This is a genomic window from Chryseobacterium subflavum (genome assembly GCF_055762745.1).
This window is the reverse complement of the sequence record NZ_JBVTMR010000001.1, coordinates 309,102-323,168: the sequence shown is the minus strand read 5'-3', so window position 1 is coordinate 323,168 and position 14,067 is coordinate 309,102. Positions and strand designations below refer to the sequence as shown.

Annotated in this window: 8 protein-coding genes; 6 read left to right on the top strand and 2 right to left on the bottom strand. The window is 37.4% G+C overall.

Features of this window, described 5'->3' with window-relative positions; translation table 11 throughout:
• Positions 1 to 112: 112 nt before the first annotated feature.
• The 3 genes from porU (at position 113) to AC0INN_RS01435 (ending at position 7,566) form a co-directional block, all read left to right on the top strand.
• The gene (gene porU, locus AC0INN_RS01445) at positions 113 to 4,000 is read left to right on the top strand and encodes a type IX secretion system sortase PorU (RefSeq protein ID WP_172277264.1); all 3,888 of its coding nucleotides are present in this window, start codon (positions 113 to 115) and stop codon (positions 3,998 to 4,000) included.
• 59 nt (positions 4,001 to 4,059) lie between these two features.
• Positions 4,060 to 5,223 carry a type IX secretion system outer membrane channel protein PorV gene (porV, locus tag AC0INN_RS01440; protein ID WP_172277261.1) on the top strand — a complete coding sequence of 388 codons (1,164 nt, stop codon included), beginning with the start codon at positions 4,060 to 4,062 and terminating at the stop codon, positions 5,221 to 5,223.
• Positions 5,224 to 5,298: 75 nt separating this feature from the next.
• On the top strand, positions 5,299 to 7,566 hold the full coding sequence (locus AC0INN_RS01435) for an FUSC family protein (protein WP_306611332.1): 2,268 nt from the start codon (positions 5,299 to 5,301) through the stop codon (positions 7,564 to 7,566).
• Here AC0INN_RS01435 and AC0INN_RS01430 read toward each other — a convergent pair.
• Both AC0INN_RS01430 and AC0INN_RS01425 read right to left on the bottom strand, forming a co-directional pair.
• Entirely contained in the window at positions 7,547 to 8,161 is a 615-nt protein-coding gene (locus AC0INN_RS01430; protein WP_172277255.1) for a 4'-phosphopantetheinyl transferase family protein, read from the bottom strand. The two genes, AC0INN_RS01435 and AC0INN_RS01430, sit on opposite strands and share 20 nt — an antisense overlap.
• A 140-nt stretch (positions 8,162 to 8,301) precedes the next feature.
• Entirely contained in the window at positions 8,302 to 8,832 is a 531-nt protein-coding gene (locus AC0INN_RS01425) for a HugZ family pyridoxamine 5'-phosphate oxidase (protein ID WP_273647364.1), read from the bottom strand.
• Between the two features lie 169 nt (positions 8,833 to 9,001).
• On the opposite strand from AC0INN_RS01425, the gene ahcY reads away from it, so the two are divergent.
• The 3 genes from ahcY to AC0INN_RS01410 all read left to right on the top strand — a co-directional run bounded on the left by ahcY (position 9,002) and on the right by AC0INN_RS01410 (position 14,061).
• The gene (gene ahcY, locus AC0INN_RS01420) at positions 9,002 to 10,318 is read left to right on the top strand and encodes an adenosylhomocysteinase (protein ID WP_273647363.1); all 1,317 of its coding nucleotides are present in this window, start codon (positions 9,002 to 9,004) and stop codon (positions 10,316 to 10,318) included.
• Between the two features lie 188 nt (positions 10,319 to 10,506).
• The gene (sph, locus tag AC0INN_RS01415; protein WP_273647362.1) at positions 10,507 to 12,093 is read left to right on the top strand and encodes a sphingomyelin phosphodiesterase; all 1,587 of its coding nucleotides are present in this window, start codon (positions 10,507 to 10,509) and stop codon (positions 12,091 to 12,093) included.
• A 330-nt stretch (positions 12,094 to 12,423) separates the two neighbouring features.
• Positions 12,424 to 14,061, top strand: a complete 1,638-nt coding sequence (locus tag AC0INN_RS01410; RefSeq protein WP_306611328.1) for a BspA family leucine-rich repeat surface protein — start codon at positions 12,424 to 12,426, stop codon at positions 14,059 to 14,061.
• Positions 14,062 to 14,067: the final 6 nt, after the last annotated feature.

Sequence of the window (14,067 nt, the reverse complement as noted above, 5' to 3'; positions counted from 1 at the left end):
TCAAGTAATCATTTGATTTTTTTGAAAAACGTTAACAAATTAATTTTATTGTATCGCAATTTAATTATAAAATTTTCATTTATTTTGTAATTTAGTAATTTCAAAAACAAACATGAAACAAATAATTACGTTTTTACTTCTATTAACTTCTGTATCAACTATTTATGCTCAAAGAATCACCATCGAGTGGGATGGATCAAAAATTCAAGATTTTGGAGACACAAAAATCAATCTTCCCAATTTTAAAAATAAGGGATTTTCATATGGCCAAAATAACATTTTTATAATAACCACACAAAAAATAGGTGAAAAGCAATTAAAAATTTCCAATTTAGTTTGGGAAGCAGTTTCAAACCGGGAGCTATTTGAGTTAAGCAAAAACGCATTACCTGATTATGATGTTTCTAATGTTTCTTATTATTACTCAGAAGGGGAACAATACGCCAGCGTACATGTTGGCCTGTTTAAAAATGTAAAAGGAAGAATACAAAGACTTTCATCATTTGAAATTTCAGAAGGAAACGGCTCTAATCAGATGATGAATGCAGCTAAGGTGGGAACGACCAACAACCCTTTGGCTAGCGGCGCTTTTTATAAAATTAAAGTAGACAAGTCCGGTATTTTTAAAATTACCACTCAGTTTTTAAAGGATAACGGGATCAATCCTTCATCTGTAAATCCAAGAAATTTCAGGATATATGGGAACGGAGGAATCATGTTACCGGAATATAACCAGGATGTAAAATACAGTGCTCTTCAGGAAAACGCCATACAGGTAGTGGGTGAAGATGATGGAATATGGAACGATAATGATTATGCCCTATTCTATGCTCAGGGACCTAATGGATACAATCTGTATAATAGTTCCAATGGTAAAGGATTCAAAAGAGCGGAAGAAAGAATTGACCGCAGTGAAAACGTAAAGAATATTTATGAAGATTTTTCCTATTACTACATCAATTTTGATAAAGGTGCGGGAAAAAGGGTTCAGCCTATAGATGCCAACCTGCCGGCTTCCCCACTAATTACACGATTTGATAATTACCAGGTGATCAATAATGATCAGAAAAACATCATGAAAGTCGGAAGGGTTTGGACAGAAGAAGCTCCGTTTACCACCGACAAATCGGTTACTTTTAACCTCACCACTCCAATCCTGGGCGGCGATCCCGTAAAATACAGAACACGGGTAATTGGATATAAGTCTCAGGGAAACAGTATAACTTTTGATATTAATAATCAAAATGCTCAGCCTTTTTCGTCCGGTTCAACGGACCCTGATTATGTTCCATATGTTTATTTTGGAGATGTTACCAATTTAAGTGGCAATCAGCTTACGATCAACTACAAACCGAACATCGCAACAAATCCTAATGGTTTGTTTTATTTTGATTATGCCGAAGTTCAATATAAAGAAGACCTTAGATATAACGGGTCACAGATGAATTTCAGGGATTTTTCCCTTGTAAGCGGATCCAACACCAGTTATGGATTCAGTGTAAGCAATACGGCGGGATTGGAACAGATCTGGGATGTCACGGATATCACCAATGCCAACAGAAGAGTCAACAAAGCAACGGGAAGTGGTAATTTTAATTTCGGGTATATTACTTCTGATTTAAATTTCAATAACGAATTTGTTGCATTTAAGGCTGATGCCGCTTATTCTCCTCAATTCGTAGAGAGAATTGCCAACCAGAACCTCTCGGGATTACAAAATGTAGATTATCTGATTATTACAGTCCCTGAAATGATGTCCCAGGCTCAAAGGCTTGCCAACTACCATCAGACTAAAAATAATTATAATGTACAGATTGTAGATGTTAATAAGATCTATAATGAATTTGGAAGCGGAAGTAAAGATCTTACTGCTATCCGTGATTTTATAACCAAATTAAATACACCACTGGGAAGTTTAAAGTATGTCTTTATTCTGGGTGATACCTCTTACGATTATAAAAATAGGGTTCCTAACAATTCCAATGTGGTATCCAGCTATGAAAGTGAACAGTCTTCAGATTTCATTACTTCGTTTGTTACCGATGATTATATCGTAATGACAAAACCACAAACTTCTGCTTCGATCCCGAATAACTTACCTGATGTGCCGGTAGGAAGACTTCCTGCGGCAAATGCTACTGAAGCAGCGGTAATGATGGATAAAACCCTTGCATATTACAATTCTTTACCGGGGCAGTCAACTCCTTTTGGGGAATGGCGTATGAAGCTTGATTTCGTAGTAGATGATGATGATGATGGCGGAGGTCCTTTCCATGATGTAATGAACACTACATTAGCAACAGTTTTCGAACAGCCAGGATCTACAAATCTTAAAGAATATAATGTAAGAAAACTCTATCTGGATGCTTTTCAGGCTCAGAGTACAGCAGGTGGACAAAGATACCCACAGGTAAACCAGGCAATCTCCAATGATATCGGAAACAGTATGTACCTGTTTTATTTCGGACATGGAGGAATCAGCGGATGGGCTCAGGAAAGAGTGCTAACCCTTGATGAGATCAATAATGCCAATAACTTTTCTAATGTGTACAGCAGATTTCCATTCGTGTCTACGATTACTTGTGAATTTACGCTCTGGGATGAACCGGAAACCTTTTCTGCCGGAGAACGTTTTCTAAAAATGAAACAGGGAGGGCCGGCAACAATGATCACCTCAAGCCGTGCTATTGGTGTGGATTATGGTCGTGATTTTACAGACCTTTACACCAAAGATATTTTCAAACTTGTGAATGATGATTTTGAAACCCTTGGTGTTGCCCATTTAAATGCTAAAAGACAAAAAGGTCCGCAAGCAGACCACTTGAAAGTAAACCTTCTGGGTGATCCTGCTATGAAATTAAGCAGACCAAAAAGGTTATTGGTAATCGATGCTATAGAAACTCCGGTACCGGGACTGATCAGAGGTCTGGACTTTGTAAAAGTAAAAGGACATATCAACAATACAAACGGAAGTATTAATACCTCTTTTAACGGAAGAGTGGTTATCAATATCTTCGATAAGAGGCTTAATAAAAAAACATTGAATAACGACGGAAATCTCACCCCTATCCTTGAATATACTGAAGAAGGAAGTGCTATTGTGAAGGCGTCAGGTACTGCTGTGAATGGGGTATTCACTGTAGAATTTTATGTACCGAAAGATATTAATTATGCCGTAGGTGAAGGAAGAATCCTCGGATATGCTGACAATAAAGCTACGGACGTATTCAATAATCAGGCGGTACAGGTTGGAGATATTAACCCGAACGGAATTAATGACAGCCAGCCCCCTAAGGTAAAGCTGTACATGAACAATACAAACTTTGCGGATGGAGGTATTACAGACCAGAATCCGATGTTGCTTGCCTGTATCACAGATGATACAGGAATAAATTCAACAGGATCCGGTATTGGCCATGATATTACTGTATATTTGGATGGCCAGATCATCAATACTATTGTTTTAAACGATTTTTATTCTTCGGGAGAAGGAAATGGATGTCTGAGTCCGAGTCTTGCAGATTATCAGAAAGGAAATGTAACCTACCCTTTCAGGAATTTATCGGTAGGTCAGCATCAATTATCATTTAAAGTTTGGGATATAAACAATAATTCTACATCTGCAACGTTAAACTTTGAAGTTAAGGATGAAGCGGATCAGCATCTGGTAATCAACAGACCTCTTAACTGGCCGAATCCGTTTACCAATAAAACGTATGTTCAGTTTGAGCATAATTGTGATGATATTCTGAATGTAAATGTTCAGATCTATACAATAACAGGAAAATTGGTAAGAACTTTATCACAGGCTGTAGTTGCAGAACCGTTCCTACAGGGCTTTAGAACGCCACGTCAGGCAATTGAATGGGATGGAAGAGACGATTTTGGGGCAACTGTTGGGAAGGGAACATATATTTTTAAGATATTTGCAAAAAGTCAAAACCAAGAAAAATGCAAAGGAAGTGCCACAGCTGTAGAAAAAATGGTACTTTTGAAGTAAAATAAAATAAGGATAATAATAATATTAATAAAAAACTGATAATATATAAAAGACAACATATGAATTTAACTACTAAACTGCTTTTAGGAATTGGTTTAAGTGCTGGTTTTTTAGGCTATTCGCAAGATCTGGGGCAGGTAAGACCTGTATTGACCGGAGCTCCATTTCTAAGAATTGCACCAGATGCAAGATCTGGAGGTATGGGTGATCAGGGTGTCGTTACCTCTCCGGATGCATTTTCACAATTCTGGAATGCAGCGAAATATCCTTTTAGCAGAACGAGTTCTTCCGTAGGCCTTAACTACACCCCTTATATGGGAAAATTAACCAATGACGTATTTCTATTATATGGTGCATTCCATAAATTCTTAGGTCAGGATGAAAGATCTACGATCTCAGCAAGTATTTATTACTTCAACATGGGACAGGTAGACTTGACTCAGTTAGTAGGTAGCGAAGTAGCTTCAATGGGAACATCAAAACCAAATGAATTCTCTATTGATGTTGCTTATGGATTAAAGCTTTCAGATTCATACTCAATGGCTGTAACGGGTAGATTCATCCGTTCAGATTTAGCCGGAGGGTTCAACACAGATACTACATTAAAACCTGCCAATTCATTTGCGGTAGACGTTTCAGGATACTATACCTCTCCAAGATTTTCAAGTATCGGAGGATATGATGGTAAAGTGAATGCCGGTTTTGCTATTCAAAACCTGGGTCCGAAACTGGATTACACAGGAAATGAAGAATCAAGATCTTATCTACCTACCATGGCAAGATTAGGGGTTGGTTATGATATGTATCTGGACGACCTTAATAAAATCGGGATCAGCGTAGAAGGTTCTAAAATCTTAGTTCCGGGATCAGAATTCGTAGGAATGGATCCTAATACCAGACAGCCTATGTATGCGGTACCAAATGTGGGACCTATTGCGGGAATCGGAAAGTCTTTCAAAAACAAGAACAGTATCATGTATAGTGGTGCATTGGAATATTCATACGATAATGCTTTTGCAGTAAGAACTGGTTATTTCCGCGAAAGCCCTGAACAGGGAGCCAGAGAGTTCGCAACAGCAGGTATTGGTTTGAAGTACCGTTCTTTCGGACTTGATATTTCTTATCTGATCAATATGTCTAAAATTAATACAGCTTTAGATAACACGCTTCGTTTCGGTTTGACCTGGAATATCGGAGATGAAACTTCTAATGTTGATAATTAAAAAATATAACATTTAAGTTTAGAAAAGTCTCATATTTATGAGGCTTTTTTGTTTGTCAATAATTATTTTTGTAATATGAACTATTCGGCGGAACTAAAAAAATTTGTAACCAGTCAGTATGTATATTCTGCAATCAGGATTACATTAGCCACTGTATTACCTTGTTTGGTTCTCGCCCACTTTGGAATTTTAAAAGAATATTTTCTTTTCCCCCTGGGAACCAGCTTCGTAGCCCTTACCGACCAGCCGGGACCGTTTATCAGAAGAAGGAATGCCCTTACTTTTGCCATTGTCTGTTTTGTGTTTGTAGCACTTATTGCCAGCCTGGTGATGCATATCAAAGTACTGGTGATCCTTGAGATCATCGTGTTTGCCATGTTTTTTTCACTTATCGGGGTATACGGGCAAAGGCTGGCTGCCGTTGGTTCTTTATCCCTGGTGGTACTAGCGATCTTTATCGACGGACATCTGACAGGAGACAATATTTTTAAAAGTCTGCTGATCTTTGCGTCAGGCTGTATATGGTTTTTATTGATCTTCCTTATTGTTACGACTATTCAGCCTTATAAGCTGGCAAGCCAGATGATCGGCGAAAATTATCTCCAGCTGGCAGAATTTTTAAAAATAAAAGCAAATTATTACCAAAAGAATCCCGATTTCGATAAGCTGACCACCCAGGTTATTGCCAAGCAGATAGGAATCAAGAACCTTCAGGAGGAAACCCGGGAAACCGTTTTTAAGACAAGAACCATTGTTAATGAATCTACAACGACCAGCAGATTATTAATGCTGATGTTCCTGAACTCAATGGACCTTCATGAGAAACTGATGACTTCTGAAAGTGATTATCAGAAGTTGCAGGAAAGTTTCAAGGACAGCATGATATTGGTTAATATCCATGATTACCTCAACCTGCTTTCCGAAGAAATAACAAACATTGGAATTTCTTTACAGTTGGGTACCCGTGCAAAACCTATTTTTGATCTGGAAATGGAACTTAAGAAACTGAATACCCTGTATTTTGAACTAAGGAACAGGCAGATCACACCCGAAACGTTAGAAAACTTTATGATCCTGCGTCAGATCCTGATGCGTATCAGCGAGATTACAAAGGAAATCAACGAGATCTATAAAGTTTTTTCACAAGATGTAAAACTTGCAAAAAGTCTTTCAACAGGATTAGACCTAAGAAAGTTTATGCCTAATGAAGAAAAGCTGAATTTCAAAGTCCTTAGAAACAACATATCCCTATCTTCCTCTCAGTTCCGTCATGCCATCCGCATTACGACTGCTTTACTGATCGGGTATCTGTTTTCTCTTTTTCAGTTTTTAGGAATCGGCCATACCTACTGGATATTAATTACGATTACCGCTATATTAAAACCGGCTTATTCCATAACAAAACAAAGAAACGGACTTCGTTTGTACGGCACTATTGTAGGAGCTACAATAGCCTATATCATACTCCACTTTGTTCACATCAATGCTATATTATTTGCCACACTTCTGATCAGCATGATCCTTTGCTTCAGTTTACTAAAAGGTAAATATTTCTGGGCTGTATTATTCATGACGATCTATGTCTTTATGAGCTTTAATTTTTTAAGCCCCGGAAAGGTTGACGTTATTTTCAAAGACAGAATTGTGGATACTATGATTGCAGGTATTATTGCGTTCCTTGTTTCCTATATTGTCCTTCCTGTCTGGGAGCATACCCAGAATCTGGATCTGATGAAAAAATCTGCAGAAAGTAACCTCATCTATTTTCAGAGTGTTATTTCCAAATTCCTTGAAGATAATTTTGACCTTGAGGACTATAAGGTAAAACGTAAAAATGCGATTATTTCCCTGGCCAATCTTTCCGACAATTTCCAGAGGATGATCTCAGAACCCAAAAATCAGCAGAAGAAGCTGGAAGTTGTTCACCAGTTTGTAGCAACTTCCCATCTTGTTACGGCTTATACAGCTTCGCTTTCGCAATACGCTAAAAATGACGAGAAATATCCTGAAATAGATGCTGACAGCTGGAGCAGGAAAATAGAATCGGAGTTACAGCAGACCTATGCCCTTCTTAATGGTGAAAAAATCAATGAATCCCTTAAAATGGAAAGCCGTCTGGAACCGGAGGATTCTTCTATTGAGGACCTCATGCTGAAAAGGAAAACAGAGCTCGAGGAAAATGAAGCTTCAGAAGTTAACGATCCCAATAAGATATCTCATCTTACGGAACTGAAAAACATCCATGATGTGCTTGAGCTTATTTATGATGTTGCTAAAGAGCAAAGAAAGGTGATCGAGAAATACAAGAACGAATCCGAAGCGGCTACTCCTCCACAATCGTAAAGCAGTAGTCATCAAAAAACTCTACCCTGGCCTTGAACTCATCTGAAAACTGATCATCATACACCCGGCAGCTTATTTTATGAAGATTTTTTAGCTGAAAAGGCTTCACTTCATAGTTTTTCTTCAAGGACCAGTATTTGGAATGATGGATCTTATACATGCTTTCTTTTACGCTCCAGATAATGGTATAATAAGTATGGGCGAGATCTTCAGGAATAAATCCTCTTTCATTTTCATACGTAAACTTATCAATAACCCTCATGATCTTAGGATTGAATTTTTCAATATCAATTCCGATTTTTCTTTTTGAAATGGCAATAGCTGCAAAAGGAAATGAATGGGTGATTGAAATTTCCGCATCTTTTGGGGAAAGAAAAGGTTCTCTTTCTTTATAGAGTATTTTAGAATCCGGCTTTAATCCTTTTAAAAGTTTACGAACCATTAAGACTTCCAGTAATTTCTTGGGATGGTAATCTTTTACTTTTTCCGCATTTTCAGGTTCTAAAAGATCATTAATATGTAATTCTTCGCTCTCATCATATTTCCAAATAAGAATTGTAGCGGTTTCATCTGAAAAATCTCGGTAAAGGGGCATTGTTTTTTATTGGATAAAAGTAATAAAAAGAAATGTAATGATCATATAATTGTAGAAGATGAAGTCGGGTTTTACTAAAAAGAAATCCTTTAATGAAAAAGGCAATCGTAAAAAACACTCTTCCTCTCCTACCTTCCAATTTATTTTGATTGATGGTTAACATCATTTCTATGCTCAAGGATTTCCAGGTTCTCATCAACAAAGTAAGCACTTCCAAAACCATTCACATAGGAACCTTTAAGCGGATGTAAAGCAATAAGAATAAAATCTTTCATTTCGGAAATAAGATCGACTACTTTTCCATGAGATTCTTTTAATTGACTTACCGCATTATTCCAGCTTTCAGAATCTCTTTCTATCGGTGATGTTTTGGCTTCAAAGGTTAACCGTTCACGGGCATACATCTGCTTGGTAGCCATCTCATCTTCTATAAGCATTACAGAAGTACTCCTTCCCTCTGCAAGATTTTTTGTATGTTTTGCCATAAAAGATACCAAAATGTAAAATGTATTTTCTATCTGTACAAAAGGAGCATAGCTGGAATGGGAATTTCCTTCGGCATCTACGGTGGCTAAAATCACACTTTTAGATCTATTTATTAACTCTTTTACTTTGGGAGTGAATGGCTTTGTCTTTTTTTGAGCATTATCCTGAGCATGGTTATCATTCATCTTACAACGATTTTATTGATGCAAAAATAGCTTATTTAGAGTAAATAAAAATAATATTAATTCATGTATAATCTCATCAATTGAACTTGATCCATCGTTTTTATATCTTAATTATTAATTGTAATTTTGCATTTCATTATCAATTGAATTTAAACTTATTCATTAACATATGAGTACTACAACACAATACGTTCCTTATAAAGTTAAGGACATTTCTCTTGCAGAATGGGGAAGAAAAGAAATTACTCTTGCTGAGGCAGAAATGCCTGGCCTGATGTCTATCCGTGAAGAATACGGACCATCTCAACCTCTAAAAGGAGCAAGAATTGCAGGATGTCTACACATGACGATCCAGACTGCTGTGCTTATCGAAACCTTAGTAGCTTTAGGTGCTGAAGTTACATGGTCTTCTTGTAATATTTTCTCTACACAAGATCACGCTGCTGCTGCTATTGCTGCTGCAGGAATTCCTGTTTATGCTTGGAAAGGATTAAATGAAGAGGAATTCAACTGGTGTATTGAGCAGACTTTATTCTTCGGTGAAGAAAGAAAGCCATTAAACATGATCCTTGATGACGGTGGAGATTTAACGAACATGGTTTTTGATAAATACCCTGAATTAACAAAAGATATCAAAGGACTTTCTGAAGAAACCACTACCGGAGTACACAGATTATACGAAAGAATGAAGAACGGTACGTTAGTAATGCCGGCTATCAATGTGAATGATTCTGTTACCAAGTCTAAATTTGACAATAAATACGGTTGTAAAGAATCTGCAGTAGATGCTGTAAGAAGAGCTACAGACGTAATGTTGGCAGGTAAAAGAGTGGTAGTTTGTGGTTACGGAGATGTAGGTAAAGGTACGGCAGCTTCTTTCAGAGGGGCAGGTTCTATCGTAACGGTTACTGAAATTGATCCTATCTGTGCTTTACAGGCTGCAATGGATGGTTATGAAGTAAAAAGATTAGATACAGTTGTAGATAATGCAGATATCATCATTACGACTACCGGTAACTTCAATATCGTGAGAGCAGAGCACTTCCTTAAAATGAAAGATAAGGCGATCGTTTGTAACATCGGTCACTTCGATAATGAAATTGATATGGCATGGTTAAACAAAAACTATGGTCATACAAAATCAGAAGTTAAGCCACAAGTAGATATTTATACCTTAGAAGGAGGAAAAGAAATTATCATCCTTGCGGAAGGAAGACTGGTAAACCTTGGATGTGCTACAGGACACCCTAGTTTTGTAATGTCCAATTCTTTCTCTAATCAGACTTTAGCTCAGATCGAATTATGGAATAATGCTGCAGCATACAAAAACGAGGTGTATACACTACCAAAACACTTAGATGAAAAAGTAGCTGCCCTTCACCTTAAAAAATTAAGTGTTGAGCTGGAAACTCTTTCTCCTGAACAAGCTGAATATATCGGTGTAGATGTAAAAGGTCCGTTCAAACCGGAATACTACAGATATTAAGATATAATCATACGCAATATACGGTCCCATTATTTGAATAATGGGACTTTTTATTTTATATCTCGTGAAGTAATTCCAGATATCTTTTCACAATTTTATTTCATGACAAACTTAATGTACATATAATACTTAGATAACATTTACTTTTTCTTCATAGAGTATTTTAGCCCATCAAATAAAAAATACATATGAAAAATTTCGACCGGAGATTCTATCTTCTTGCATTATTATGTTTTCTTTCATTTATTTCATGCAGCGAACAAACCTCTTTTGAAGAAAATAGTTCTCTTGCCGATCAGGCAAATAAGAAGGATAGATTTTCACGTTTAGGAGATAATGATCTCAAAGTACTCACTTACAACACATTCTTATTGCGGGATATCGCTGTAGCCTCTACCACACAATGGTCGCAAAATCAAAGGGCAGAAAAAATCGGAACGGCAGACTTTATCAAAAATTATGATGTATTACTCCTGCAGGAATGCTTTGACAATACAGCTTCAACAATACTTCGAGAAAAACTTTCTTCAAAATTCCCTTACCAGACACCTATTCTTGGCCAAACCAAACAAGGCTGGAATAGCACTTCCGGAGACTGGAGAGAAGTAGTCTCGGGCGGACTGGAAAACGGTGGAGTGATGATTGCCAGTAAGTACCCGATTGAAATAATGAATCAATATATCTTTCCCAAAGGATGTGATTTCGATGCCCTTTCTTTAAAGGGCTTTGTGTACGCACGTATTATTAAAAACGGAAAACGGATTCATTGTATTTCTACCCATCTTCAATCTACACAACCCGGCTGCCAGGGAAATGAAGTCAGCATCAGAAAAAGCCAGCTGGAAATGATCAAATCTTATGTGGACGCGCTTCAAATTCCTGCTGATGAAATGCTTGTGTATGGCGGAGATTTTAATATTATTAAGAACAGCCAGGAATACCCTGTCATGCTGCAAACGTTAAATGTATCTGCACCTTTCTACAAAGGTCTTTCACAGACATGGGATACCCAAACGAACACCATGGCATCTTACCATTATCCTTATCCTAAGAATCAGCCGGAATATCTTGATTATATCTTCGTTTCCAACGAACACCTTACTCCTCTATCCTGGCATAATATCGCTTTTGATCCCGTAAGCAATACCCTTATGACGTATACCAATCTCACCCAGGACACTTATTACTGGACAGATTATTCGGATCATTATCCTGTAGAAGGAGCCATCAGTACGGATGAAACATCTCCCAAAAAGAGTATGAAATTCAGAATATATGATAAGGTATCTTTAAGATCCGTAGCTACCGGAAAATATATTACCAGCAACCTTTCAAAACCAGATGATTGGCTTACCGTATCCGCTTCTGCTCCTGATCAGAATACATGGTTCAATCTTGTTAACCTTGGGGCTGGTGAAAATTATTTCGATCTCAAAGAAGGTCCGGTACGGGTAGAGATCAGCGAGCGTATTAATAATTTCTGGTATTGGGAGTATCTGAACGGAGGAGCTTATTACTATTTCCCGAAATTTGGCAAATCCCTTAAAAACCTGGAACTGGTCCTTGTGAAAAAGAAAAACGGAAACACTTCCACAAGCATAGAAAATGGAGATACCGTTGCCTTCAAGGATAAAACCTCCGCAGGAAAAACATATTTCCTTCAGGTATATCAAAAGAACGGTACCGATTGGATCTATTTAAATGGAAATACAATCGGTGCTGCCGAACAATTTGAAGTACGAATGAACAATACTTCCCAACAGAATTGGTATTAAATTTCATCCCTTAAAAAACATAAAACTCTCCACATTAGGAGAGTTTTTTTATAGAGCTATTTCCCGCTATCCGCTCATACTCCTCGCCCCCAACTTTACCCCCTTCCCTGCTCCGGGGTAACCGCTTCTATCGGGGCTAGGAACAGTCCAAAAAACACCTGGAAAACAGGCTTCCGGAATAAAAGCCTTTAATCTTCAAAAATTCAAATTATTTATTATTTTAGCTTTTATAGGTAATAAAAAATTAAAATAAATCAAATACTGCAATAAACTATTCAAAAATTTTGTGATTTTATTATTTTCATTATCTTTATTTCACAAAATCTTGATATGTATAAAAAATTTTTACCCCTTATTTTATTTATTAATTTTTTTCACATCCTGAACGCCCAAAATGAATTTATCACCATCTGGAAACCTAATACTCCAGCAATCATTCCACAGATGGATGTTATTGTTCCTTATCCGGCAGGCAATAACCAGATATGGTTCCCGGGAATCGGAGAAAATTATACGATAACCTGGGAAGAGATAGGTTTTCCCCAGCACAATGGAGTCATGAACAATGTGACTTCTACACAACAGGTCTTTATCGATTTTGGAACATCATTAAATCCTAATACCACTGATGCTGCTTATCGGATAAAAGTAAGCAATGGAAACGGAGTTTTTAAGCAGATCCGGTTTGGTGATCCTGAAATCCTAAATGTCCCTACTGCTTACATGGCTATTCTCTGGCACAACGTAGGCAGCATTGATAAAATTACCGAAGTTTCCCAATGGGGAAATATCAACTGGATTTCTATGGAGAATGCCTTTAGTAATTGCAGGGCGCTTCAACTTACCGCTACAGACACACCTAACCTTTCAGGTGTAACAGATGCTTCATTCATGTTTTATGGAAATTCAGCTTTTACAGGACACCCGTCTATGACGGCATGGAATACATCCCAAATAAAAAAATTTACATACATGTTTGGCCACACTTCCCCTACTCCGGCTACCGCAGCAGTTGATCTGTTCAATCTCAACATCGGTTCATGGGATATGTCTTCGGCACAAGACATCAGCTATATGTTTTTCCACAGAAGATCATTTAATCAAAATATAAACAACTGGGATACTTCGAACGTAACCACAATGGCCCATACATTTGAAAATTGTTACACATTCAATCAGCCATTGAATAACTGGAATACTTCAAAGGTCACCAATATGGCGTATTTATTTCATTTTATCCCCGATTTTAACCAGCCTATCGGTAATTGGGACACGTCCAATGTTACTAATTTCAGCCACATGTTCCACAACTGTACTTCTTTTAATCAACCACTAGACAACTTGAACACGGCTAAAGGAACTACCATGGAGATGCTATTTACAGGTGCCTCTGCCTTCAATCAACCTGTAGGAAGCTGGAATACAGGGTTGGTGGGAACAATGCTTTTCACTTTTCGTGATGCAACAAGCTTTGACCAATCTTTAGAAAACTGGAACCTGGCTTCCCTGACTATTGGAGACCAGATGCTGACGAATTCCGGATTAAAATGCGAAAATTACAGCAGAACCATCGCAGGATGGGCCAATAACCCAAATACGGCGAATAACATCAACCTGATTTCTACTGCACCATTAATGTATTCTTCGGATGTAGTACCAGAAAGAAATGTACTTATCAATAAAGGTTGGGTATTTAATGGTGATACTCAGGGAGAGTGCAGATTAGGAATTTCTGAAATACCTCTCAATAATCTTTCCATTTATCCCAATCCTGCCAGCGACTTTATTTATATCAAAAATATAAAAGGTTCCGGAAGTTACAGGATAACTGACATGGCAGGCAGAATGATCCTTCAGGGACTTTTAAATAATGAAAAAATCGATGTAAGTTCTTTAATAAAGGGAAATTATCTATTACAAATTACTTCCGCGGATAAGGTCCAATCTTTAAAATTCATCAAAAAATAACGATCC

Excerpts from the sequence above, each read along its gene's own strand:
- porU (WP_172277264.1), top strand. The coding sequence starts at position 113 with ATGAAACAAATAATTACGTTTTTACTTCTATTAACTTCTGTATCAACT.
- porV (WP_172277261.1), top strand. The coding sequence starts at position 4,060 with ATGAATTTAACTACTAAACTGCTTTTAGGAATTGGTTTAAGTGCTGGT.
- AC0INN_RS01435 (WP_306611332.1), top strand. The coding sequence starts at position 5,299 with ATGAACTATTCGGCGGAACTAAAAAAATTTGTAACCAGTCAGTATGTA.
- AC0INN_RS01430 (WP_172277255.1), bottom strand. The coding sequence starts at position 8,161 with ATGCCCCTTTACCGAGATTTTTCAGATGAAACCGCTACAATTCTTATT.
- AC0INN_RS01425 (WP_273647364.1), bottom strand. The coding sequence starts at position 8,832 with ATGAATGATAACCATGCTCAGGATAATGCTCAAAAAAAGACAAAGCCA.
- ahcY (WP_273647363.1), top strand. The coding sequence starts at position 9,002 with ATGAGTACTACAACACAATACGTTCCTTATAAAGTTAAGGACATTTCT.
- sph (WP_273647362.1), top strand. The coding sequence starts at position 10,507 with ATGAAAAATTTCGACCGGAGATTCTATCTTCTTGCATTATTATGTTTT.
- AC0INN_RS01410 (WP_306611328.1), top strand. The coding sequence starts at position 12,424 with ATGTATAAAAAATTTTTACCCCTTATTTTATTTATTAATTTTTTTCAC.